The organism is Pseudomonas sp. WC1 (genome assembly GCF_050586565.1).
GTDB lineage: Bacteria > Pseudomonadota > Gammaproteobacteria > Pseudomonadales > Pseudomonadaceae > Aquipseudomonas.
Window position 1 is genome coordinate 1 of the sequence record NZ_JBOBDQ010000045.1, and the last position, 22183, is coordinate 22183.

Here is a 22183-nt window from a genome sequence, read left to right on the forward strand (position 1 = left end):
CATAGACAGCCCTGACACTCAGTCCACGACCACATGCGGCACGAACCGCGAGCTGTCCTTGGTGATCAGGGTGTCGTCTTCACGAATGCCGATCCCCGAGGCCAGATCACCGACTACCCACGAGCCGATCAGGGTGTAGCTGTCACCGAACTTCGGCAAAGGCGCAAAGCCTTGCAGGATATAGGGTGCATCGTCGTAGGGCCCGTCCTCGAACACCCGCTGGTCATCGGTGGTGCGGATATCCACGTTGGCCCCCTCGCGGGAGAAGTACGGCTTGCGCACCCAGCCCTTGGGCACCGGCCGCCGGGGGTCTTCGTCGAGGAAGGCCGGCAACAAGTTCGGGTGGCCCTCATGCCATTCCCACAACAACGGCAGGATGCCCTTGTTGGAGATCAGCGACTTCCACGCTGGCTCGACGAACTGGGTATCGCAATCGGCGATGGCCTGGCCGAAGTCCTCGTGGAAGATATGCTCCCAGGCGTGCAGCTTGAACAGGCGCGGGATCGGTCGGCCTTCGAGGTCGACGAAACGCCCCTCGTCGTTCAGACCGATATCCTCCAGGTCGATATGCCGCGTACTGATACCCACGTGCCCAGCCATCTTGCGCAGGAAATCCGTGGTGCCGCGGTCCTCGATCGAGCCGCCGATGGCCGAGAAGTAGAACGGGCTTTCACGCTCGAAGGCGGCAAAAGCCCGCACCAGGTCTTCAGCCAGGGTGTTGAACTGGCTGGCATGGGTCGGCAGCACGCCGCGCTCGATCTGCTGCTCAAGCCAGATCAGCTGGAACGCCGCGGCTTCGTACAGCGAGGTCGGCGTGTCGTAGTTGGCCTCGATCAGCTTGGCCGGGCCCGTGCCGTCGTAACTGAAGTCGAAACGCCCGTAGAGGTGTGGATGCCCCTCCTTCCACGAACGACGCACCAGGTCGAAGAACGCCGGCGGGATCGCCAGGCGGGTCATCAGCGCTTCGCTGTCGACGATGCGCGCCACCGCGTCCAGGCACATCGCGTGCAGCTCCTGGGTGGGCGCCTCCAGGTCACGGCTGACCTGGGCCTCACTGAACTGGTAGTAACCGCGCTCATCCCAGTAGCGCTCACCGTCGATGGTGTGGAAGGCGAAGCCCTCACGCTCGGCGGTGGCGCGCCAGTCCGGGCGTTCGTCGCAGTGGACCTTGCGCATGCTCAACCACCGAAACTGAAGCCGCCGCTGCTCTTGCCGCCCCAGCCGCTGCGCGCAGTGGCCTGGCTGCCGAAGCCGCCACGGGAGATCGACGAGGACACGCTGGAGCGGGTCGAGGTGCTGGACTTGTAGCTGCGGCCACTGGAGCTGCCGGAATAGTAGCTGGAATAGCTGCCACCGCTCTGCTGGGCCTGGTCGGAGCGCTCGAAGCGCTTGCCCTGGTCGATCTGCTGGCCGAGCGTGGTGTTGCGGTATCCACCGTTGCTATCACGGTACTGGTAGACCGGCTGCGAGTAGTACTGGCGATTGCCGCCACTGAGCACCTGGCCGAGCAGCAGGCCGGTAAGCAGGCCGTTGAAGTTGCTGCCACCGCTGCTGGCCTGGCCGCTGTTCTCGACCTGGGCGCGGGCCGCGTCGACCTGCGACTGGCTCACCTCACCCGACACCGCCAGCTCGAAACCGCCGAGGCGCGGCATGTAGCGGTTATCGCTGGTGACCTGGCAGTAGTCCGGCACGAAGTCGGCCTCGCAGGCGGCCTTGTCGCCGTAGGTCGGGGCGATGCGGCGGTGGTCGGCCAACGCCTGCATGTAGGCGTCGGAACACACGTCCACCGGCATCTTGTCATCGACACAGGCCTGGACGGTGGTGTAGTTGCTGCGCTTGCTGACCGTGTAGGTCTCCTCGGGCGCGCTGCACGCGGTGAGCGCCAGCGGCAGGGAACTGGCCAGCACCAGCTTGACGGAACTGCGTCTCATGTATGGCTCCTTGCGCGCAAACGGCTCAGACCGACGGGGTCATGCAGGCCGAATTGAGGAAGCCCACGCTGATCGCCACGGCGGCGGCGTAGATCGCGGCGGCCATCTCGCCCTTGGCGATGCGGCTGGCCAAGCCCTTGAGCACCAGGCTGGTGATCCCGAAGGCGAGCAGTTGCACCACGGCGGCGATCACCACCCAGACCACGAAGTCGAGCAGGCTGACGCTGTAGGCGATGATGTTGCTGGCCGGCAGCGAGAAACCGATCAGCGCACCGCCCAGGGCGATGGCCGCAGCGCTGTTGTTGTCGCGGATCAGGGCGAATTCGCGGTGCGGGGTAAGGTGCGTATAGATGAACTGGAACAGCCAGAACAGCACCAGCGCCACGCTGATGTAGAGAATGAAGCCGATCACTGCCTGGGCGTTGAGCGACATGCGAAGTGCGTCGAGCATGGTGAATCCTTGTCAGATGACGTTGAAGTCCGTTGATTGCAGGGTGACACCCACCGAAGTGGTCAGGCTGACATTGCCGTCCTCGTCTTCCTCCACCGACAGCAGGAGGAATTCGCGGCGGTCGGTCAGACCGGTTTCGCGGGCATACAGCATCGACAGGTGCTGGATGCGGTAGCTGGTTTCGGGGCTGGTGACCCACTCGCTGATCGGCGTGAGCTCGGTCTGTCCCTCTTCGCTGCCCCACTGGCGAACGAACTCGTAGCCTTCGTGCTCGTAGTACGGCAGGCCGATGTTCGACTCGGGGCCGACCAGGCGTTTGAGTTCGGCGTCGCTGGTGACCGGCACCACGCTGTAATAACCGAACAGGATGATGTCACGGACATCGTCAGCGGACGCGCCGTTCATCACCACCTGCAGCCAGTAGTCCTCGTCTTCCATATAGAAGCGCGCCAGGCGCACCGACTGGCCGAGGTCGACTTCACCGACCGCCCAGACCACTTCCTGCTCGGGGACCTCCAGCTCGGAATGCCCGTCGAGCAGCAGTTTGAGCGAGCGATCGAGCTTGAGCATGCGCCCGCTACCCAGGCCAAATGGCAGGTTGCCTTGGGCCTGGCTGCCGGCGGCAGGTTTGGGGGCTTCGAAGCCCATGAAGCGTTTCAACCAACCCACGGGGCATCTCCTGGGTGAAAGGGGGACGGAACAGGAGCCAATCGCGGAGCTGTAGCGAACAGGCTGGGCCTGTCGGGAGAAGGCGACATTGAAAATCCCTTGGGTCGCGGCAGTCCTTTGGCGGGGGCGACACGATACTGCTTTTCGTGCGCCCCGCCAACGGGTCTGCAGCAGGGTTTTGCGCCAGCCGGGCCGGCTCCATCGCGGGGCAAGCCCGCTCCCACGGGCCCACGATAGGCCGGCCCGGTCAACGAATCACTCCGCCGGCTTGGCCGCCTTGGCCTTCAAGCGTGCCAGCACATCGTCGGCACCACTGTTACTGGCGCCGATCCCGGCCGACTTCAGGCGTGCTTCCAGATCGCTGCCGTCAGCCTTGCCTGCCAGTTCCGCCGCCGCTTCCAGCTCGGCGGCACGCTCGGTCTGACGCTTCTTGATGCGATCCAGCGAGCCGACCGCCGTTTCCAGGCTGCCATTGGCACCGCCGGTGGCCGAGGCCGCACTGACCTGGGCACGCTGCACGCTCTCGCGGGCCTTGACCAGGTCCACCTGCTGCTTGAGGCCCTTGATCTGCGCCTCGGTCTTGCTCACGGTGGCGGTCAGGGTCGTCACCGACGCACCGAACTGGTCGGCCAGCGCCTGCTCGCTGTCACGCTGGTTGGTCAGGTCGGCGATGCGCGCCGCGCATTCGTGAGCCAGGCCTTCCTCGCCCTTGTCCAGCGCGGCAATGGCCTTCTGCTCCCAATCGCCGATGGTCTTGTCGAACTCGGTGATGCGCTGCTGCGCGGTCTTGTGCTTGGCCATGATCTTGACCAACTGGTTGCGCGCATCGATCAGGTTGTTGTCCGCGTCGCGGATCTCCTGGTCGAGGATGCGCAGGGCCTGGGAGTCGACGATCGCCTCACCGACTTCCGAAGCGCCGCCACGCAGGGCGGTGACGATCTTTCTCAACAAACTCATGGTGCAATCTCCGGAATCAGTGGGTGAAGTAGTCTTCGAAATCTTCGGCGGCGGTGATGACGTTGTCGGCCAGGGTGTGGATCTCCTGGACGATGTTGTCCAGCGACGAAGCCGCGCTCAGGGCGCCGAACATGGTGTACACCGACTCGCCCGATGGCAGTGTGTGCAGGCCGATGGACGACAGCGGGAACACGTCGCGGGTGCGCAGCACCGCATCGTTGAATGCAGCGCGGTCTTTCACCTGGTTGGCTTCCACCAGCAGCGTATCGACCAGGATCTGCTCACCGGCCACGGCGATGTACAGCGGCAGGCCGTCCAGTTCGTTCATCACCAGCTTGAGGCTGGGCTCGGCGCCCTGTTGCAGGGACAGGCCGATCGACCCGTCGCGCACCTCGTCCAGGCCTTGCAGGGCGCCGTGCAGCGTTTCGATCGTCCAGTGGGTGTGCTCGGTCATGAAATCCTCCGTTCTGACCTGTTTGCCCGCGTGGGGCTGACGTAAAGCCTTCTCTATACCGCGCAGGGCGGCGGCGTGCTCGGGCAGGATCCACAGCTCACGCTTGACCAGGCCCGCGGCCTTGAGCCGGGCGCGCATGTCACGCATGTAGTCGGTGGAGCTTTTCTTGCCTGCCATCGAAGGGGGTATCCTTGTCTCACATGTGATGCACGTTACGCCTGGATCACGAGCTGCGCAAGCATCACATGTGAGGAGCAATGTCCGCACGGTGCGCCCGCCCCAACCTACCCCGCCACTCGCGTCAGCCGCTGCAGCGCCTCGATCACCTGCGGATCACGCGCCTCGAGCACATCCATCTGGATCCTTGCGATCACCGCCTTGAGTAGCTCGGTTTGGCTCATCCGGGTTTGCCCCAGCAGCGTCAGGAAATCCTCGGCCATGTGCGCGTTGACCTTCATCGACAACCGCCGCGTGGCTCCGGACGCCGGCAACCCCCTCTGACGCCGCTGCGCGTCGAGTGCCTGGACGAAGGCCTCGTGGCCGGGCTGCAGACCCGCGCCCTGGCGGGCCTGCACCAGCCAATGGAAATAATGGGCGAGGAACAGCTTGCGCAGGTGTGCCCCTGCCTCGCTGCTGACCGCTTGCATCGCCGCGTCGAGCACATCGAGATACACCGCCGGAAGCCTCGCCTCGATGGACTTGAGCTGCTGCTTGCGCGCCTCGCGGATTGCCGGAGTGGACTGCGGCGGGATGGCCACCACCGTATCGCAGCCATCGCACACGCCCACCAGGATGTCCCGCGCCACGCCCAGGCCGTCACTGAAAGGCACGTCGCGCCGGGTGTAATGCATGGCGACCAATGCCTGGCAACGCTCGCACAGGGCCTGGCCGGTGTCGCCCTCGAACAGGATATTCATGCTTGGGTTACTCATTGGTGAACACTGATGAACCACGTCTGCGGCTCGATGAAATAGAACTTGATGTACCAGTCGGAGCGCCTGAGCACATGGACTTCGATGGCTGGCACGGCATGGTGTGGGCTGCAGCTGTAGTGAGTGCCATTGCAAGCACGGATGACCTCGATGATATCGCCCGCACTAACCGCGCCAAGGGCCAACAGGTTCTTTACCTCGATATCGCCCCGCGCTGCATGCAGGTACTTCCCGGATTCGAGCGCGGCAATCACCGCGCTCTTGGCTGCCTTGAAGCCTTTTGGCATGACCCCTCCCTGGCATTACGAAAATCATCGTACATTTTTCTGGCCAAATCCAGCTTGCGCTGCGACTCAGTCGACCAACGGCGCTGTCGCGCACCGATGAAGCCTGGGCATGAACTATGGCCGCGGGCGCGCAAGTGTGTGGCCTGGATGTGTAACCGGCGCTTTCGGGGAAATACAGCGTGTTTCGCGCGATCCTTGCCGACTCGATGATGACCCGCTGATCCGTGCGCCTCGATTGCCAGGTAATGCGCTGCGATAGCTGGGGCTGGCTATCAAACGGCGATCCCGGAAACAGCATTGACGCCTTCCAGCGTCGCGAAGGACATATCCTTTGCCGTGAGCAGGAAGTCGCTTACATAAGGCACTTCGAGCATGTCGCTGCGGACCGCCGCATACAGTTTTGCCTGCAGCCCCTTCTCCCCCAGTCGCTTGGTGGTCACGTAACCGCGCGAACTGTATTCATGCACGGCCCAATTCGGCAGGCAGCACACACCGCGGCCGCTGGCCACCAGTTGCATCATCATGATCGTCAGCTCCGAGGTGCGTACTTGCGCCGGCTCGATGTCGGCCGGGTCAAGGAAGCGGGTGAAGATGTCCAGCCTGTTGCGCTCGATCGGGTAGGTGATCAGCGTCTGGCTGGCAATATCGGCGGGCTCGAGGTACGGCCTTGCGCACAAGGCGTGGTGATTGTCGATGGCCAGCAGTGCCTCATAGCCGAACAGTGGCACGTAGCTGATCCCCGGCAGTTTCATCGGGTCGGACGTCACCACCAGGTCCAGATCGCCCCGCTCCAACGCCGGCAGTGGCGCGAATGAAAACCCCGACGCCAGGTCCAGTTCGACCTCCGGCCAGGCACCGCGAAATTCGTCCACCGTCGGCATCAGCCATTGATAGCAGCTGTGGCACTCGATCGCGATATGCAGCCGCCCAGCCGTACCGCCCGCCAGCTTGCCCAGGTCCCGCTCGGTGGCGCGGATCTGCGGCAGCACCTGCTCGGCCAGCTCCAGCAGCTTGAGACCGGCGCTGGTAAAACGTACCGGCTTGGACTTGCGCACGAACAGCGGCATGCCAATACGGTCTTCGAGCTCGCGGAACTGGTGCGACAGCGCCGATTGGGTCAGGTGCAGCCGCTCGGCGGCTTCGTACAGGCTGTCGGTTTCGCGCAAGGCATGGATGGTGCGCAGGTGCCTCAGATCGATCATGAGCAAAACTACACTTGTATGCAAAAAAAATGAGTTTGTCTCATGAAGAGCTGATCTTTGACAATCCCCTCATCGAATTTGCGTGAGCGAGAAAGGCAGCCTGGCTTGGCGCGACCGCCATGACCTCAACCCTGGCCTTTCTTGCCTCGCTTCAGACATCAGGGTACACGACCACCATGAATAACGAGTTTGCATTCACCCTCAAGCGTATTTGTTTCGATGAGCACTACCAACCTTCGGACAAGACCCGCACCACCACCAACTTTGCCAACCTGGCCAGGGGCAAGAGCCGCCAGGAGAATCTGCGCAATACCTTGAGGATGATCGACAACCGCTTCAATGCCTTGGCGCACTGGGATAACCCCAAAGGCGACCGCTACACGGTCGAGCTCGACATCATTTCAGTGGAAATGGATATCGGCTTCTCGGGCACTGCCCCTGCCCTGCCCTTGATTGAAATATTGAAAACGACGGTGGTCGATCGACAAACCAACGAGCGTATCGACGGCATGGTCGGGAATAATTTTTCCTCGTACGTGCGCGATTACGATTTCAGCGTGCTGCTGCAGGGGCACAACAAGGATCGGCAAACCTTCAGCACACCCGATGATTTCGGAGACCTGCACGGAAAACTGTTCAAGTGCTTCGTGAGTTCGAGCGCCTACAAGGAGCATTTCAGCAAGCCCCCCGTCATCTGCCTGAGCGTCTCGAGCAGCAAGGTTTATCACCGCACGGAAAACCAGCACCCGGTCCTGGGCGTTGAATACCTGCAGGCTGAATACTCGCTGACCGATGAGTACTTCAAGAAGATGGGTTTGAAGGTGCGCTACTTCATGCCGCCCAACAGTGCCGCGCCGCTGGCGTTCTATTTTGCCGGCGATTTGCTGGGCGACTACACCAACCTGGAACTGATCAGCACCATCAGCACGATGGACACCTTCCAGAAAATCTACCGGCCTGAAATCTACAACGCGAACTCCGCCGCCGGCAAAACCTACCAGCCCAGCTTGCACCACCAGGACTACTCGTTGACGCGCATCGTTTACGACCGCGAAGAGCGCAGCCGGTTGGCTGTCGAACAGGGGAAGTTTGCGCAAGAGCATTTCATCAAGCCCTACCAGGCGATCCTCGAGCAGTGGTCCGCCCGTTGCGCGCTTTGACTCAACCAGACACAAGGTTTTCCAGTATGAAAAAGCTGTTACCCACCTCCACTGCCGGCAGCCTGCCCAAACCCGCCTGGCTCGCCGAGCCCGAGAAGCTCTGGTCGCCATGGAAGCTGGAGGGTGATGAACTGATCGAGGGCAAGCAGGATGCGCTGCGCTTGTCCTTGCAAGAGCAACAGCACGCCGGCATCGATATCGTCAGCGATGGCGAACAGACACGTCAGCATTTCGTCACGACCTTTATCGAACACCTCGACGGTGTCGATTTCGAGAAGCGCGAGACTGTCAGAATCCGCGATCGCTACGATGCCAGCGTGCCGACGGTCGTAGGCGCTGTTGCGCGCCGCAAGCCTGTGTTCGTCGATGACGCCAGGTTCTTGCGTCAACACACCTCGCAACCCATCAAGTGGGCGCTGCCAGGCCCCATGACGATGATCGACACACTGTATGACGCCCACTACAAAAGCCGCGAAAAACTGGCCTGGGAATTCGCCAAGATCCTCAACCAGGAAGCCCGCGAACTCGAAGCGGCGGGTGTCGACATCATCCAGTTCGACGAACCCGCCTTCAACGTGTTCTTCGACGAGGTCAATGACTGGGGCGTGGCCACCCTGGAGCGCGCCATCGAAGGGCTCAAGTGCGAAACCGCCGTGCACATTTGCTACGGCTACGGCATCAAGGCCAACACCGACTGGAAACAGACCCTCGGCTCGGAATGGCGCCAATACGAAGAAGCCTTCCCCAAGCTGCAGAAATCCAGCATCGATATCGTCTCGCTGGAGTGCCACAACTCCCACGTGCCGATGGACCTGATCGAGCTTATCCGTGGCAAGAAAGTGATGGTTGGCGCCATCGATGTCGCCAACCACGCCATTGAAACCCCCGAGGAAGTTGCCAATACCCTGCGCAAGGCCCTGCAGTTCGTCGACGCCGACAAGCTCTACCCTTGCACCAACTGCGGGATGGCGCCCCTGCCGCGCCAGGTGGCAAGAGGCAAGCTCAATGCGTTGAGCGTGGGCGCGGAGATTGTTCGCAGAGAACTGGCAAACCAGCGCTGAGCCCAGGTCGGAGGTAACAGGCGAAGGCCCGGACAGATGCGGGCCTTCCCACACCTTCGAGCGGCACCCACACCCAGGACCTACTATGTCACTCCCTATCGAGCCATCGAGCTTTCGCGAAGCGCTCGGGCACTACGCCTCCGGTATCACGGTCATTACATCGCACACCGATGACGAGCCGATCGGCTTCACTTGCCAGTCGTTCTACAGCGTGTCGATGAACCCGCCACTGGTGTCATTCAGCGTGATGGCCAGTTCGGCCAGCTACCCCAGGATTCGCCAGGCCGGCCGCTTCGCGGTCAACATCCTGGCGGGTGAGCAGATCGAGATTTCCAACCAGTTCGCGCGGCGCGGCACGGACAAGTGGCACAAGGTGCAATGGCAACCGTCACCGCTGGGCAATCCGATCATTACCGGTAGCCTGCACTGGATCGATTGCGAGATTCACGCTGAACACGCCGCGGGCGATCACCTGATCGTCATCGGTGAAGTGAAGGCGTTGAACTTGCAGCAAACCACGTCCTCGCAGCCTTTGCTGTATTTCAAGGGGCAGTATTGCAACCTCGCGGCGCAGGGTGCGACGAGCGCCTGACGCTATCGCCAACAAGCCATGGCCATCAGAACAGCCCACCCATGGTCAACGCCAGGCCACCGCCCGCCTGCACGCCGATGTTGAACCCGGCGGAGAAGATCACGCCCTTGGCCGAGCGCAGCAGGCGCGGCAAGGTTTCCTGCGGCAGGAACGCGCCGCCGCCACCAATCGCGGCGGTACCCAGGACCAATAGCTTGGGATCCAGGCCGAACAGCACGCCCGAGCCGCTGCCACCGCCAACCAGGCCCAGCCCGCCTTCGAGGAACACGCACCCGCCCTTGAAGTCGTCGCGCACCAGGCCCCGGGCCGCGACCGATTCGGCCACCAGCACCGTGCCGACCGCCGGGAAGTCTTCATTGGCGCCGACCGCACCCACGCTCTTGCCCGCCACCAGCAAGTTGATCTTGCCTACCCGCGGCAAGCGTGCGCCTACGCCAACACCGACCCCGAGCGAGCCATAGCGAAACTGCTGCTCGGCCTGGTTGGGATCGGTCAGGGTCAACAAGCCACCGTTGGCGGCGGCAAACATCACCGTCAACCCACCCCCGCTGGCAGTCTTGTATTTCCAGTCGCTGACACTCAGCGGCAATGTGATCTGCATGTGCACCTCCGTGTAGTGGCAGCGCCATTCGACGCCGGCCAATCCCTGTGTCCAGATCGACAGCAGCATAGCAACCCGCGCATAGCCAAGCCCATAGCTCCAATTAGCTATTGCCTGGCGCTTGCAAGGCATCTACGCCTCCTGGCCGGCTATCAACAGGCGCCGATATCAAGCGCCGACGCTGCGAGCCTCGCCAACTCGAGCCGACCGCCTGGCTCGATACCGTCTTCGAGCATCCAGGTCACCGACAACCCAGTCCATGCAAGCACCCATTGCAGAAGCCTGCGACGATCAATACCGGAAGCGTCCGAGATCAGCGCTATCCGGCGCGCAAAGCATCCCGGTGCCAGCGCACTCGCCTCGTCTGGGTTGCATAAAATATTGGCATAGTCGAAGCCCCGTTCACCGTGCAGCCCCTTGGGATCGATGGCGAGCCATCCCGCCTCGTCGAAATCAAGCACATTGCCGTGATGAATGTCGCCGTGCAGCACTCCCACGTCGCGGGGAGCCGCCAACAACGCCCTTGCAGCCGCTGCACAGTGCGCAAGAACCCCGGCGTGAGCTGCCGCTGCGCTCCACAGCGCGGCGAACCATTGCTCCAGCGGAACCAGTGCAGGCACAGGCTTGCAACGTGGCGCATGCAGGCGCGCCGCCACGGCACAGAGAATGCGCGTGGCCTCGTCATCCCTGCCATCTGCGACCATCTGCGCAAGCGACGCCGAACCTTGCGCCCGCTTCATCAGCAATGCCTCGCCGGCATGGGCCAGCACAGGGGCTGCACCTTCGCCTGCCCACCAGGCCATCAGCTGGCTGCCGGCCTGCTCTTCCGGCGCCTGCGAGACTTTCAGCATCGCCGGTGTATCGCCTTGGCGAACGGGCAATAGATTGCCATTGAGTGAAACGAAAGCTTCCCCATCGATGGTCAGCCCCCACTGCTTCAGGTATCGATCAAACATAGGCTCGCTGGTACTCACGCTTTCCATTTAATATGCCGTTTGCTCCTGTGGACCTAGGGTCTGTACGAAATGTGTCTGCGCGAAGGCCAGACAAGGCGAAACGGGGGGAGGAAGCGGAGTGTACTGGAGTACATGAGCATTCCGAGCCCCGTTTCAACGCAGTATGGGCGAGTGCAGATACATTTCGTACAGAGCCTAGGGTTGCCAGGTACGGCCAGTGAAACAGAGTCCCGAGTCGGTGACGGAGCACGATGAAAAATATCCCGGGACTGAATGTGGTTGTGGTGGGGGCAGGTATCGTGGGGCCTCCGTTGCCTACCACCTTTCCTGCCAAGGCGCGCAGGTGACCATCGTGGAGGCTGGCCATGTAGCGTCTGGTGTGACCTCCACTTCCTTTGCATGGATCAATTCCGCCTGCAGTGACGCAGACCCTGTCGCCGCACTGCGGGCCGCAGCCGTATCGGACTATCGTCGCCTCGAAGCGCAGTTGCCAGACCTACACATTCAATGGACCGGTTCGCTAACCTATGGTCTCCAGGAAGTACCGGCCACCCCTGCCACGGCTACAGGGATCTCAACGGTATCCCGAGCTCAGATCCTCACCCTGGAACCTAATCTGAAACACCCTCCTGCCCAGGCCAACCATGCTCCAGAGGAAGGCGCGCTGAACGCAGTAGCGGCCACCCGGGCCTTGATCAAAGGCGCTCAAGCCCGAGGCGCCAGGTTGCTGGAGCAGACACAGGTGGAAGGGTTCACGGGTAGCGCAGAGAACGTCTCAGGCGTGAAAACCACCCAAGGGGTAATCGATGCGGATCTGGTGGTGATTGCGGCGGGAACGGGTACCACGCTATTGACGGACTTGTTGGGCTACCCACTTCCACTGGAAGCCTCTCCTGCCATCTATATCCGCTACAACTCGCCGCCCCACCTTGTCCGAGGGATCCTTTCCAACGCAACCATGGAGGTACGGCATGCTGATGACGGCAGCCTGTTGGCGGCAGAGGATTATCTGGACGATGCCGCAGATAACCAACCAGGCGCGATTGCACTGAGAACCGCCGAGGCCATCAGAGCAGAGTTGCATGGCGCCGTTTCACTCGACGTGGAAAAGGCGTGCGTGGGTTTCAGGCCAATACCCAGCGATGGTGCACCGCTAGTTGGTTATCTGCCGGGTATCAGCGGCGTTTACGTTTGTGTCATGCATCCTGGTGTCACGCTGGCCGCTACCGTAGGCCGCCTCGTGAGCATGGAAATCGCCAGTGACACGCCATCGCCCGATTTGGCGTCGTGCAGGCTTGGTCGATTTGGCCGGTGAAGTGGGGCCTATTGCAACTTGATACCTAGGCTCACTAATGCGGCCAACTCCAGTGGGTTAAACTGGTTGAGGTTGGTGCTACGATCCGTGATGCTAAGATCACCAGTAACTTTGAACTGCATATTAATATCGGGCATATCAAGTTTCGCGCGAAGTAAACTGATCAGCTTGTCAGCCACGACCTCAGCGCGGACCAGACGGCACAGTAGCTCATTGTCATCATCGGCCTCTCCCACTAGCATGATAGCCGCCCCCACAACCTCATGTGCCCGCTGACCGAAATGACCTTCTAGTTGCTCAAGAATCTTGTGTGCCTCGTCAGCACCCAATTTATTTATATGCTCCTGAAACCCTTCGATAATGAAGCAACTCTGCGCTTCAGCATCCATCACCACCTTGGAATTACTGGCTTTTTCGAACCAACGGCTTTCCTGTTCGTGTATGAATGCCAACAGTCCACCTAGAAATATGCTTGTATTTGGACGCTGGCTGGCCAAGTTCGCTAGTGCTGCCTTGACTGAGGGCTGATGGGAGTCAGCAACATGAGTCAAGCTCAATGCGAGGGTTCGCACACATTGCAAGTCCCCGCGGGTTTCCACCATCATCTCAATTTCTTTGAAATTTGCACGCCCCTCGACAATGGCACCTTGCAAGCTATTAATCTGCTCGGCTTTCAGCGTTACATCGAAGCGTTTGTGATCAACTTTGGAGGCAGTAGCGAGCAGGCTTACTGCATCGAGCGCGGCCTTGAAGCCATTGCCGAAACTGCGGCGAAAAGGCGCTGCGGTGCCGGTCGGTTCGGCGTGTTGCGGGTGTAGATCCTCCGCCGCGCCCGGGGCCGCTGCGCTTCGGCCGAGAAAACTGGCCAACCATTGGAGCAAGTCCTTCAGCGGCTGGGTCGTGGATATATTCAGGTAGTGGAGCAAACTCTTACCTGCACTATATTCAATTCGCTTGGCCAACCGATTGGCCTCTGGCGAGGTAGTGACCACGCTCACCTGCGCCTCACCAACGGTACCTGAATAAGTCTGCTCGCTGATTTGGCTGGGCAGGTACTGGAAGCTCTGATAACCATTGATCAGCATAGGTAACTCCTTGGTTTAACCTAGCCATCAATGTATGACCCTGGGCAATGCAGCGGCTATCAATGCTGATCGGTTTGTTTTAGGTGGCGCCTGTCCCCACACCCTGTTCCCGAAAAGCGTCGATGTGGATCATCAACAATCAGATTTTGCCCCTTCCTTGTAGTCCATTCCCCAAACATACTGCTGCCGCCTGTTTTCCGTTGCGGCTGCTCTGTGGGCGCTCTAGTCTCGGCCTGTCGTTGCACATCAACGACACAGCTTTGACAGGCTGTGACGGTAGAATCACGCAGGCAGTCCCCGTTCAATGGTGGCTGTACGTGTGGGCACGCTTGCGTGCGCCGGAACTTTTGCGTGATTTACCGCCGGTCTGTCGGAACTGGCACGAGATAAACTGAGTAATTTTGTCAACAATGGTCAAATTTCATCCATTTTGACGGAGGCGCCGAATAATAGCGATTATATTTGTTGAACGGATACTGCTCACCATTAGCCTGCAGCTGGTTATTGTTCAGCCCGCTTTTATTGGTCGGCATGCTGGTACTGCCCAGCCACAGCTCGACCCGTGCGATGCCACTGTTGCTGGGCAACGAAACCGAAATGGTCTGGGTATCGGTACCCGGAACAAAGCCCAGTGAGGCCAAGCCGGCATTGGCAGTGGTACCTGGAACAGTAATGCGTGCAGGGGGTTGGCTTTTGCTCCATACCACATTGACAGTGGCATTGTTGTCACTACCTGCAGAGTTATAGATGAAAATCCCGTAAATCTGGCCAAGGCGCAACGTCGTACAGGTAGCCGTATCACCCGGAGTCAAAGTAATCCGCTGGCCACCGTTCCAGTTTATTTGTGAGGCTGCGATAGCGAAGCTTTCCATGGGATAGTCCTTTAGTAGATGCAGCATGATAGACGCGCGTACTTCCCTAACATCCGTTGCGCGACTACGAGCTTAGCCATCACAAAAAATATGCTACGGAGCATTAGAATCATTGGCGATCAGTGAATAGTGGCTAAGAGACATTTATCTTTCAGCACAAACCTGAACACCACTTATACTAAAGTGATTACTGGAATAGCACTTTCTACAACAAGCTGACACCATTACTTTTCAGCGTTCGTTGAAACACTCGACCATTTGGCTTTCACGATAGAAATACATGCGATAACGGTTGATCGCTTTATTCAGACTATCGTCCCGCCATAGATATCGCTTGGCGCTGTACGAAATCCCGAGAACGCCAATCGTCATCCCTCGGCCGCTGAGATACTGTCAATTCCGTGCACGCCCTCACCTGGGCTGAAAAGCCTGCAGGATTAATCACGCCCCAGCGTAACGGGAGAAGAGCGGTTGGCAGATCTTCTGATATCTGACTGCTCAGAGGCGTGCGGGCAATCGGCCTGATCGTCTCGCATCTCGGGACATGTAACGAAGACCCCAGGCCTGCCCCTTGCTGACCAGGCACGTCGATCAGCAAGGGCGGAGAGAAGAATGGGCACCCAAAGAGTGCCGAGGAGGCGTCATTCCAACCCACAGCCCATCTTTCCATACACCTCGGAAAACGGCATCAAGGATTGGAAGTCGCCATTACCGCCGTTGGCAGATCTTCAACCGTCAATCCCCGAGTAATCAGGAATCCGTGTTTATCCTCACTGGCCAAGTAATCCGTACTTGCCAAAGAGGCACGTAGCAGCGGGTAGTTGAAGGAATCCGGCCCCATAAGAACACGGCTGCCCGGATGCTGCTTGATGGTGGCACTGAGACAGGCGATGTCCGGACAGAGCCGATGGCGCTTTTCCAAATCCGGCAGCAGGGCAATGAACTGGTAGTTGGTAATGATCAAGCCGTCGCCCAGATTATCGATATCGGTATAGGCCAAGTGGTTGACTGTAGGCCAGACAATTTCACGACGGGCCTCTTTGGCTGCCTCCAGATAGCGCGCCTCGCCCACTACCAACTGCAACAGGCCAGCGAAGACTACGGCGATAATCAGCCCCATGAGCTGCAATGTCGCACTGCCACGGGTACGTTGACGCCACAGGGCACTCTGCGCCGATCCAAAGGCTCTCTGTAGCGGCACCAGTTCGCGCATCAATGCACCCTCAAGGATGGACGCGCCGCAGATCGCAGACATACCCAGCAGCGCCATCAAGAACCAGCCGTTGCGTTCATCATAAGCGCAGCAGTTCGAATAGACGCCGAAGGCCACGGCCGAGCATACCAGGTAGATCAAACCGATCTGGTTGACCAGGCGCTTCAGGGTGAATACGTTGAATGCGGCCAAGGTCAGCATGAGGAACAGCGGGAAGCGCCCAAACATGCTAGTCACCAAGCTCCAGCCATGCTCATAGATCCCCCCCCCATCGGATGCCCGCGAGGTCAGACTCATGAGAAAACTGAGATTCCCCAAAGCGGTCGGCATCGAAGGCGCGGAGTAGAAGATGATCATGAACGTTGTAGGCGGTACGACAATCAGCAGCAACCGCGCCAAGTACCAGCTAAGCCCTTTAGATGAGCGCAAACCGATCAGGATCAGGCTCAATGCGATCGCGACCGCACCAATTGCACCCGGCTGCTTGGTAATAGCACCGATACCAGCAAACAACGCGGCGCACAGGGTGTAGTGGTCGACCCGCTCGTCTTGACGACCAAAGCAGGTCGCCAAATACAACACCGTACCCGCGATCAGCGTGAGCATCATCACGATCGGGTCGGTGATGCCGGCCAATAGAGTCGGGTTGAGCATGAAAATGCCCCACACCAGGAGAAACACAAGCAGCGCCGCCAGCGGCCGGCGGGCATTGGCTAAAGAACCAATTTGCACAACCAGCAACAATGGGAAGACACACAGCAACAAACGGGTCATGACCCATACCATCGGGTTGGCTTGGGCCTTGTACACAAGCGACCACAGCCCCGGCAGGAACAAAGGATAGGCGGCGGTGTATGGGGAATAGGCGTTGTTGAACAATTGCATGGCCCAATTGTTCCAGGAGGCATTGACGTCCCATCCGGAGAGAACAATTTCTCCGCCAAAGATTGGCTTGAGCGCTCCTAACGGACTCAACAGCAGGCCGAGCGACATGAATGCCAGCATCAGCATCAGCCCGCCAAAACTGAAGGCGACGCTGGCGTCGTTCCCCTTGAAAAAACGGCGCACGGTCACCATTACCACCAGTATCAGTATCGGCAACGACAGGTCGCTCAAGTTCAGCCAGTAGGATACGAATACCACCAGCCAGCTCAACCAAAGCGACCTGGCCACAGTCAACGTTGCCAAGCATGCGCCATCAATACGCCCCCTGATCGGCCAAATGTACCCGATCAGCAACATGAACAGCACGACCGCCATGAAACCAAAAAATAGCGTCATTTGTTGTCTCCAGCGCCGACGTAGGGCACAAACTTGATGCTAGACAGCATCACGGATGCCTTGGGGTCGGCGTAGTTGAGGCTAAAAGCGATCTTCATGTAGTGGGCATTGGGTGGGATACGGTTCGGTCCCTGCCCGGTTGGTGAAAACACACCACTTAGACTAAGTCGCCCATTGGCACGGGTAATCATGTGATTCGCGGCCACGCCAAACATGTGCGATTGCGGGTCGAGGATGATGTTCTTGTGCTGGTCGTAGAACATCAAGCCGGCGTACGTGGAGGAGCCCTCGTCGTCAGAACCATCGGCGACAGCCATCAGATCAAAACTCATCTGGTAGCTCTGGCTGCTGTCGATGGGCAACAACTGACGGCTGTAAAGGTCGTTAGGACCTACGAACAGCGCACCACTACGGTAGCCCTGGCGGACCAAGAACAACTGGTTTTGGAACAACTGTTCGGTGTCACGAGCGTCGCTATAGCGGGAGTAATTCACCGCATTGATGTCGAAGTTGTCCCACAATCCAAAGCGTATGGACAACTCTTGCCGATACAGGTAGCTCGCGCCGATGAAAAACCACAGCGCCAGTAATGCCGCGATCACGCGAAAAGTGCGCACAGGCAGTTGTACTTCGTTGCCCGGTGAGGAAAGGGGCGCTTGATTGATCCGATTCATGTCTGACTCGCAAAAACAGGGTAGAGGCGGCGACTTAGAATGGAAGCCGCTGGCCGAAGGCCAAAGCATCAGGGATGAGATGCTTTGGCCTGGCCTGGCCTGGGCTGGGCTGAAAGGAATTACCGAGTTGCTTCGGTACTTGGCAACACAGGTGTCACAGACGTGCCCGCAGTGGCCGGCTTGAAGATAACGGCTTTTTGTACGAAGAAATTGAAGAAGAACAGGCTCAGTGTACCGACTATATAGGTCAGCACCTTCGGCATTTCGAACTGTTCTTTGGCCAGATCGATTAACGGCGCCAGAATTGAGATATTCAGGAGCACCAGAAGGAGGTACTTTATGAAGGTTCTGACAGTGTCCCCTCCAACCTTGTATATAAAGCTTCGGGCAAGATAGAAGTAGCCCAGGGTACCAACAGTACGGGCCACGACCACAGACAGCAGGGTGGAGCCTGTCAACGAATCGAGTAGGTGGAACGTCAGAAAGTCCATCAGGGCGAGGAGCAACGAGACCATGCCCCCACGCAATAGCACGGCATAGATCTTGGCGGAATCCTGCAGTTTACGGAAGTGTGAAGACGGGTTGCCCGGTTCATAGACAGTTTGAATCACGACTTCCTGCAGTTTGTTCCTGCGCGCGAAGAGAATCAATGCCGCCAGTTCGAAGTCATATCTGTCCTTGGGGATACCCAAGAGATCCTCATAAAAAGCTGGAGGAATGAATCGCAAGCCCGTCTGGGTGTCATTAACGCGTTTTCCGTGCACCAAGTGGAAGATCCGGATAGTCAATTCGTTGCCGAACTTGGAGCGCAGCGGCGTGGTCTTGTCAAACACTCGGCGCCCCAGAATCACTGAATCGTCGGCCTCAATGCCGGCCGCCATTACCCGGAGAATATCTACTGGCAGGTGCTGACCGTCGGCGTCAGCGGTTACCACGAAGGGCATTCCTCGAGCACGTGCGATCGCGATGCCGGTTTTCAATGCCCCGCCCTTTCCCTTGTTTTCAGGATGGGTCACAACCTCGACGCCCAGTGCCTCCAGATCGGCAAACACCTGGAGCGCACCTTCCCGACGGGAACCGTCATTGATAATGAGCAGCGGCACGTTCTGCTGGGTGGCGCGCATCATCTCAGTTAGTTCATTTACTAGCTTGACTAGGGTTCCATCAGGTTCGTACGCAGGAATCAAGATCACGACAAAAATCCGTATTTTAGGTCGAGGGCGGCGAATTCTATAGCCGAACGAAAGTGCCGTCAATCGGAAATGGAATAAAAAAATGAACTTAAAAACGAAAACGATGTCCTCTCGACCGCAAAATGCAAGCCATTGATTTACAGATAAAAACCAGAGCAAGAATCAGCACCACAACATCTTACAGCGATGAAAAAACCTCGAGCATGGACACCCCCAGACAGAAGACCCAAGCCACGGTGCTTCTATCGACACATAAATGATTGCCCCAACCAACCTCGCTGCTTTCAGTCGTGAAACGCGCCCTTATGCTCCCTGAAAAAACCAACAATAAAAATCCTGGCATCATCTGGAACTGTTCCAGATACAAAACACAATCAGCCCTCTTGGCCGAATCGCTTGACGCCAATATATTCAAAACCAAATAGTATCAAAATAAACAGCGAGACCAGTTCATGAGGCAAGGCCAACAAACATCACCCTACTTGCCAAGCAACTCCTATTATCGCCATATCTCATGACAGCTGAATGTTACAGAGATTGACTTAACTGCGCCCAGCCAAGCAGTCCGATATCATTGATTCAGGCACTGAACTAACACTGCACTGCGACCATCGCAGCGAAGCTTTCCGCCAGCTTGCACTTGGGTATATACGAAATATGTCTCAAAGGCCAGACAAGGCGAAACGAGGGAGGAAGCGGAGTGTCGGAGTACATGAGCATCCCGAGCCCCGCTTCAACACAGTATGGGTGACTGTGAATGCGTTTCGTACAGAACCTATGAGGTTCAACCGCTTGACCACCTTGTTGTAGGCCTTCGGGTTCTGCCAGCCTCGCGGCTGAAGGCCTGCTTTCCTGATAGACTGCGAGCCCTTCCTATGAGATGCGGATCTGGGCGGTGAGGCCCGATGCCCTATCCTTGCACCTGCGCAGCGTGATGACTCCCTTGGAACTGCCACACGGCTGATTCGGGTTGCTACATTGTGGTAATGGGCATGAGGGGAGGAATAAGCAGAAATGATAGCAAACCGCATCAAATGAGAGATTCGAAAATGCAGCAGGCTCAGACAGAAAACACCGGCAAACCAGCAGATACGGTAGTTAGGAGGTTTTCTGTCGCACCGATGATGGATTGGACTGATAGACACTGTCGCTTCTTCCTGCGCCTGCTCTCCCAGCACGCCCTGCTCTACACCGAAATGGTCACCACCGGCGCCCTGCTGCACAACGACGCCCAGCGTTTCCTGCGCCATGACGTGTCCGAGCACCCGCTGGCCCTGCAACTGGGCGGCAGCGTGCCGGCGGACCTGGCCGCCTGCGCACGCCTGGCCGAGGACGCCGGCTATGACGAGGTCAACCTCAACGTCGGCTGCCCCAGCGACCGGGTGCAGAACAACATGATCGGCGCCTGCCTGATGGGCCACCCGGCGCTGGTGGCCGATTGCGTCAAAGCCATGCAGGACGTGGTCAGCATTCCGGTCACGGTCAAGCACCGCATCGGCATCAACGGCCGCGACAGCTATGCCGAGCTGTGCGACTTCGTCGGCCAGGTACGCGACGCCGGGTGCCGCAGCTTCACCGTGCACGCGCGCATCGCCATCCTCGAAGGGCTGTCGCCCAAGGAAAACCGCGAAATCCCGCCACTGCGCTATGACGTGGCGGCGCAGTTGAAGGCCGACTTCCCGGACCTGGAGCTGGTGCTCAATGGCGGCATCAAGACCCTCGGCGAGTGCCAAACCCACCTGCAGACCTTCGATGGCGTGATGCTGGGACGCGAGGCGTACCACAACCCGTACCTGCTGGCCGAGGTCGACCAGCAGTTGTTCGGCAGCGCAGCGCCAGTGGTCAGCCGCGCCGAGGCCATTGAAAAGCTGCGCCCGTATATCGTCGCGCATATGCAAAGCGGCGGCGCGATGCACCATATCACCCGGCATATCCTCGGGCTGGGCCAGGGCTTCCCGGGAGCGCGGCGCTTCCGCCAGCTGCTGTCGGCGGACATTCACAAGGCCAGCGAGCCGCTGAAGGTGCTGGACCAGGCCGCCGAGCTGCTGCAAGGGCGCTGAGGGAACCTGCGGCGGGGTTGGCACTCGAAGGCAATGCCTTTTGCTGCAGGCCCGGTGTGAGCCGGGGCTGCTTTGCAGCCTAATGCGGGCAAGCGCGCGCCTACAGAAGGATCGTGTTGCCTGCGAGGGCTTTCCCGATACGCCTGCGACGGGCCTTGAGTGGCTGTCGGGGCTCGGGTAATGTCGAGTCATTGCACAGGACAGAGCACGCCCATGACCTCCAAGCTGGAACAACTCAAGCAGTTCACCACCGTGGTCGCCGACACCGGCGACCTGGACGCCATCACCCGCCTCAAGCCGGTCGACGCCACCACCAACCCGTCGCTGCTGCTCAAGGCCGCGGCCATCCCGGATTACGCCGACCTGCTCAAGCAGGCCAAGGCCTACGCCAAAGGCAATGTCGACCTCGCCTGCGACAAGTTCGCCGTGTTGGTGGGCTCGGGCATCATCCAGGCCATTCCGGGACGCATCTCCACCGAGGTGGACGCGCGGCTGTCGTTCGACGAGCCGGCGCTGCTGAAAAAGGCCCGTCAGCTGATCGAGCTGTATGAAGCAGCCGGTGTGCCGAAAGACCGCGTGCTGATCAAGCTGGCCTCCACCTGGGAAGGCATCCGCGCCGCCGAGAAGCTGGAGAAGGAAGGCATCCAGACCAACCTCACCCTGCTGTTCTCCTTCGCCCAGGCCCAGGCCTGCGCCGACGCCGGGGTGTTCCTGATCTCGCCGTTCGTGGGGCGCATCTACGACTGGTACAAGAAGAGCACCGGCAAGGAATACGTCGGCGCCGAGGACCCGGGCGTGGTATCGGTCACGCGCATCTACGACTACTACAAGACCAACGGCTACAACACCGTGGTCATGGGCGCGAGCTTCCGCAATATTGGCCAGATCGAGCAACTGGCCGGCTGCGATCGCCTGACCATCAGCCCCGAGCTGCTGCAGCAGCTGTCGGACGACCAAGGCGATCTGCCGCGTATCCTCAAGCCGGGCAATGCTGGCGAGGCCAAGCAGCAGTTGAACGAGAGCAAGTTCCGCTGGGCAATGAACGAGGACGCCATGGCCACCGAGAAGCTGGCCGAAGGCATCCGCCAGTTCGCCCGCGACCAGGAGAAGCTGGAAGCGCTGATGGCTGGCTGACAAAGCCTGATACATCTTCGGCTTGATCGACGGGCGGTTAATGCAGAGCATTTCCGCCCGTTTTCGCTGGGGCCGCATTCCCCATAACCAGTGGGAGCGGGCT

General features: G+C 59.4%; 21 protein-coding genes and 1 pseudogene. 6 read left to right on the top strand and 16 right to left on the bottom strand.

All coding sequences use genetic code 11. The features are described 5' to 3' along the window. Nucleotides 1-18: 18 nt before the first annotated feature. The 9 genes from ACQ4OD_RS18965 to ACQ4OD_RS19005 all read right to left on the bottom strand — a co-directional run bounded on the left by ACQ4OD_RS18965 (nt 19) and on the right by ACQ4OD_RS19005 (nt 6883). Entirely contained in the window at nt 19-1176 is a 1158-nt protein-coding gene (locus tag ACQ4OD_RS18965) for a glutathionylspermidine synthase family protein (RefSeq protein ID WP_102684517.1), read from the bottom strand. Nucleotides 1177-1178: 2 nt separating this feature from the next. Beyond that, complete coding sequence (locus ACQ4OD_RS18970; protein WP_139672193.1) at nt 1179-1931, bottom strand: DUF1190 domain-containing protein; 753 nt, start codon at nt 1929-1931, stop codon at nt 1179-1181. Between the two features lie 25 nt (nt 1932-1956). Continuing rightward, a complete protein-coding gene (locus tag ACQ4OD_RS18975; RefSeq protein ID WP_023631082.1) occupies nt 1957-2382 on the bottom strand; it encodes a DUF350 domain-containing protein in 426 nt (141 codons plus the stop codon). 12 nt (nt 2383-2394) lie between these two features. Continuing rightward, complete coding sequence (locus ACQ4OD_RS18980; RefSeq protein WP_046856318.1) at nt 2395-3051, bottom strand: DUF2491 family protein; 657 nt, start codon at nt 3049-3051, stop codon at nt 2395-2397. 255 nt (nt 3052-3306) lie between these two features. After that, complete coding sequence (locus ACQ4OD_RS18985; RefSeq protein WP_046856319.1) at nt 3307-4008, bottom strand: PspA/IM30 family protein; 702 nt, start codon at nt 4006-4008, stop codon at nt 3307-3309. 16 nt (nt 4009-4024) lie between these two features. Continuing rightward, the gene (locus ACQ4OD_RS18990; RefSeq protein WP_139672196.1) at nt 4025-4639 is read right to left on the bottom strand and encodes a YjfI family protein; all 615 of its coding nucleotides are present in this window, start codon (nt 4637-4639) and stop codon (nt 4025-4027) included. A 107-nt stretch (nt 4640-4746) separates the two neighbouring features. Further along, nucleotides 4747-5379 carry a hypothetical protein gene (locus ACQ4OD_RS18995; protein ID WP_139672199.1) on the bottom strand — a complete coding sequence of 211 codons (633 nt, stop codon included), beginning with the start codon at nt 5377-5379 and terminating at the stop codon, nt 4747-4749. Nucleotides 5380-5390: 11 nt separating this feature from the next. Then, the gene (locus tag ACQ4OD_RS19000) at nt 5391-5681 is read right to left on the bottom strand and encodes a hypothetical protein (RefSeq protein ID WP_139672202.1); all 291 of its coding nucleotides are present in this window, start codon (nt 5679-5681) and stop codon (nt 5391-5393) included. 272 nt (nt 5682-5953) lie between these two features. Beyond that, nucleotides 5954-6883, bottom strand: coding sequence for a LysR family transcriptional regulator (locus tag ACQ4OD_RS19005; RefSeq protein WP_102684513.1), 930 nt, complete (start codon nt 6881-6883; stop codon nt 5954-5956). 176 nt (nt 6884-7059) lie between these two features. Between ACQ4OD_RS19005 and ACQ4OD_RS19010 the strand changes: the two genes are divergently transcribed. From ACQ4OD_RS19010 to ACQ4OD_RS19020, 3 genes are all read left to right on the top strand, one after another. Next, nucleotides 7060-8043: a DUF1852 domain-containing protein gene (locus ACQ4OD_RS19010; RefSeq protein ID WP_139673174.1), complete on the top strand. Its 984-nt coding sequence runs from the start codon at nt 7060-7062 to the stop codon at nt 8041-8043. A gap of 26 nt (nt 8044-8069) precedes the next feature. Then, nucleotides 8070-9104 carry a methionine synthase gene (locus tag ACQ4OD_RS19015; protein WP_430944755.1) on the top strand — a complete coding sequence of 345 codons (1035 nt, stop codon included), beginning with the start codon at nt 8070-8072 and terminating at the stop codon, nt 9102-9104. 85 nt (nt 9105-9189) lie between these two features. Next, the gene (locus ACQ4OD_RS19020; protein ID WP_111533003.1) at nt 9190-9696 is read left to right on the top strand and encodes a flavin reductase family protein; all 507 of its coding nucleotides are present in this window, start codon (nt 9190-9192) and stop codon (nt 9694-9696) included. A 25-nt stretch (nt 9697-9721) separates the two neighbouring features. Here ACQ4OD_RS19020 and ACQ4OD_RS19025 read toward each other — a convergent pair whose 3' ends face one another. Together ACQ4OD_RS19025 and ACQ4OD_RS19030 are read right to left on the bottom strand one after the other, a co-directional pair. Beyond that, nucleotides 9722-10297, bottom strand: a complete 576-nt coding sequence (locus ACQ4OD_RS19025) for a hypothetical protein (RefSeq protein ID WP_111533013.1) — start codon at nt 10295-10297, stop codon at nt 9722-9724. A 152-nt stretch (nt 10298-10449) separates the two neighbouring features. Further along, nucleotides 10450-11253: an aminoglycoside phosphotransferase family protein gene (locus ACQ4OD_RS19030; RefSeq protein ID WP_111533014.1), complete on the bottom strand. Its 804-nt coding sequence runs from the start codon at nt 11251-11253 to the stop codon at nt 10450-10452. 251 nt (nt 11254-11504) lie between these two features. Here ACQ4OD_RS19030 and ACQ4OD_RS19035 point away from each other — a divergent pair. Further along, nucleotides 11505-12568: pseudogene (locus tag ACQ4OD_RS19035) on the top strand (NAD(P)/FAD-dependent oxidoreductase). Between the two features lie 8 nt (nt 12569-12576). Here ACQ4OD_RS19035 and ACQ4OD_RS19040 read toward each other — a convergent pair. The 5 genes from ACQ4OD_RS19040 to ACQ4OD_RS19060 all read right to left on the bottom strand — a co-directional run bounded on the left by ACQ4OD_RS19040 (nt 12577) and on the right by ACQ4OD_RS19060 (nt 18886). After that, entirely contained in the window at nt 12577-13653 is a 1077-nt protein-coding gene (locus ACQ4OD_RS19040; RefSeq protein WP_198753879.1) for a hypothetical protein, read from the bottom strand. A 404-nt stretch (nt 13654-14057) separates the two neighbouring features. After that, nucleotides 14058-14525 carry a hypothetical protein gene (locus ACQ4OD_RS19045; RefSeq protein ID WP_430944756.1) on the bottom strand — a complete coding sequence of 156 codons (468 nt, stop codon included), beginning with the start codon at nt 14523-14525 and terminating at the stop codon, nt 14058-14060. A gap of 688 nt (nt 14526-15213) precedes the next feature. After that, nucleotides 15214-17019, bottom strand: a complete 1806-nt coding sequence (locus ACQ4OD_RS19050) for a hypothetical protein (RefSeq protein WP_430944757.1) — start codon at nt 17017-17019, stop codon at nt 15214-15216. Further along, entirely contained in the window at nt 17016-17693 is a 678-nt protein-coding gene (locus ACQ4OD_RS19055) for a hypothetical protein (protein WP_198753876.1), read from the bottom strand. The genes ACQ4OD_RS19050 and ACQ4OD_RS19055 overlap by 4 nt, the downstream gene beginning before the upstream one ends. A 119-nt stretch (nt 17694-17812) precedes the next feature. Beyond that, on the bottom strand, nt 17813-18886 hold the full coding sequence (locus tag ACQ4OD_RS19060; protein ID WP_430944758.1) for a glycosyltransferase: 1074 nt from the start codon (nt 18884-18886) through the stop codon (nt 17813-17815). Nucleotides 18887-19935: 1049 nt separating this feature from the next. Between ACQ4OD_RS19060 and dusA the strand changes: the two genes are divergently transcribed. Together dusA and tal are read left to right on the top strand one after the other, a co-directional pair. Beyond that, entirely contained in the window at nt 19936-20946 is a 1011-nt protein-coding gene (gene dusA, locus ACQ4OD_RS19065; protein ID WP_430944759.1) for a tRNA dihydrouridine(20/20a) synthase DusA, read from the top strand. A 213-nt stretch (nt 20947-21159) separates the two neighbouring features. Then, nucleotides 21160-22080, top strand: coding sequence for a transaldolase (gene tal / locus ACQ4OD_RS19070; RefSeq protein WP_430944760.1), 921 nt, complete (start codon nt 21160-21162; stop codon nt 22078-22080). The last annotated feature ends 103 nt before the right edge of the window (nt 22081-22183 follow it).

Bases quoted from the DNA above. Each gene is read 5' to 3' on its own strand.
- ACQ4OD_RS19025 (WP_111533013.1), bottom strand. From the start codon at position 10,297: ATGCAGATCACATTGCCGCTGAGTGTCAGCGACTGGAAATACAAGACT.
- ACQ4OD_RS18990 (WP_139672196.1), bottom strand. From the start codon at position 4,639: ATGGCAGGCAAGAAAAGCTCCACCGACTACATGCGTGACATGCGCGCC.
- ACQ4OD_RS18970 (WP_139672193.1), bottom strand. From the start codon at position 1,931: ATGAGACGCAGTTCCGTCAAGCTGGTGCTGGCCAGTTCCCTGCCGCTG.
- ACQ4OD_RS18985 (WP_046856319.1), bottom strand. From the start codon at position 4,008: ATGAGTTTGTTGAGAAAGATCGTCACCGCCCTGCGTGGCGGCGCTTCG.
- ACQ4OD_RS19040 (WP_198753879.1), bottom strand. From the start codon at position 13,653: ATGCTGATCAATGGTTATCAGAGCTTCCAGTACCTGCCCAGCCAAATC.
- ACQ4OD_RS18975 (WP_023631082.1), bottom strand. From the start codon at position 2,382: ATGCTCGACGCACTTCGCATGTCGCTCAACGCCCAGGCAGTGATCGGC.
- dusA (WP_430944759.1), top strand. From the start codon at position 19,936: ATGCAGCAGGCTCAGACAGAAAACACCGGCAAACCAGCAGATACGGTA.
- tal (WP_430944760.1), top strand. From the start codon at position 21,160: ATGACCTCCAAGCTGGAACAACTCAAGCAGTTCACCACCGTGGTCGCC.
- ACQ4OD_RS19030 (WP_111533014.1), bottom strand. From the start codon at position 11,253: ATGTTTGATCGATACCTGAAGCAGTGGGGGCTGACCATCGATGGGGAA.
- ACQ4OD_RS19050 (WP_430944757.1), bottom strand. From the start codon at position 17,019: ATGACGCTATTTTTTGGTTTCATGGCGGTCGTGCTGTTCATGTTGCTG.
- ACQ4OD_RS19000 (WP_139672202.1), bottom strand. From the start codon at position 5,681: ATGCCAAAAGGCTTCAAGGCAGCCAAGAGCGCGGTGATTGCCGCGCTC.
- ACQ4OD_RS18995 (WP_139672199.1), bottom strand. From the start codon at position 5,379: ATGAATATCCTGTTCGAGGGCGACACCGGCCAGGCCCTGTGCGAGCGT.
- ACQ4OD_RS19045 (WP_430944756.1), bottom strand. From the start codon at position 14,525: ATGGAAAGCTTCGCTATCGCAGCCTCACAAATAAACTGGAACGGTGGC.
- ACQ4OD_RS19005 (WP_102684513.1), bottom strand. From the start codon at position 6,883: ATGATCGATCTGAGGCACCTGCGCACCATCCATGCCTTGCGCGAAACC.
- ACQ4OD_RS18965 (WP_102684517.1), bottom strand. From the start codon at position 1,176: ATGCGCAAGGTCCACTGCGACGAACGCCCGGACTGGCGCGCCACCGCC.
- ACQ4OD_RS19020 (WP_111533003.1), top strand. From the start codon at position 9,190: ATGTCACTCCCTATCGAGCCATCGAGCTTTCGCGAAGCGCTCGGGCAC.
- ACQ4OD_RS19015 (WP_430944755.1), top strand. From the start codon at position 8,070: ATGAAAAAGCTGTTACCCACCTCCACTGCCGGCAGCCTGCCCAAACCC.
- ACQ4OD_RS19010 (WP_139673174.1), top strand. From the start codon at position 7,060: ATGAATAACGAGTTTGCATTCACCCTCAAGCGTATTTGTTTCGATGAG.
- ACQ4OD_RS19055 (WP_198753876.1), bottom strand. From the start codon at position 17,693: ATGAATCGGATCAATCAAGCGCCCCTTTCCTCACCGGGCAACGAAGTA.